A 436-nucleotide genomic window follows, 5' to 3' on the forward strand; every position below is an offset into this window, starting at 1 on the left:
CTTGGGCTCTATATCCCGGTCTGTGGCTTGGCAAAGGACGAGAAGCACCGTACTGCACAGCTTCTGTTTGGAGACCCGCCAGAGCCGGTCAATCTGAAGCGCGACAGCTACGAGTTTTATTTGCTGCAGCGCATTCAGGATGAGGTGCACCGTTTTGTAATCACCTTCCACCGGCAGTCCCGTACGAAAACGATGCTCTCCTCTCAGCTGGATGAGATTCCGGGCATCGGGGAAAAGCGCCGTAAGCTTCTCTTTACGCATTTTGGCTCGATGAAGAAAATGCGCGAGGCTACGGTAGAAGATTTCCGTCAGCTAGGAATCGGCGACAAGCTGGCAAGAGAAATAATCGCCCATTTGCGAAAGCTTGAGTCGTAGAAATAATCCGAAAAAACGATTGAACGATTTTTCGTCCCATGATATAATGCGATTCAAACAG

1 protein-coding gene is annotated in these 436 nt (G+C 50.0%); it reads left to right on the forward strand.

Annotation, left to right across the window (positions count from 1 at the left end):
* On the forward strand, positions 1-375 hold a 375-nt coding region (locus SB773_RS30150; RefSeq protein WP_410593860.1), incomplete at its 5' end, for a helix-hairpin-helix domain-containing protein.
* Between the last annotated feature and the right edge of the window lie 61 nt (positions 376-436).

Source organism: Bacillus sp. SIMBA_074 (assembly GCF_046534555.1).
GTDB classification, from domain to species: domain Bacteria; phylum Bacillota; class Bacilli; order Bacillales; family Bacillaceae_G; genus Bacillus_A; species Bacillus_A mycoides.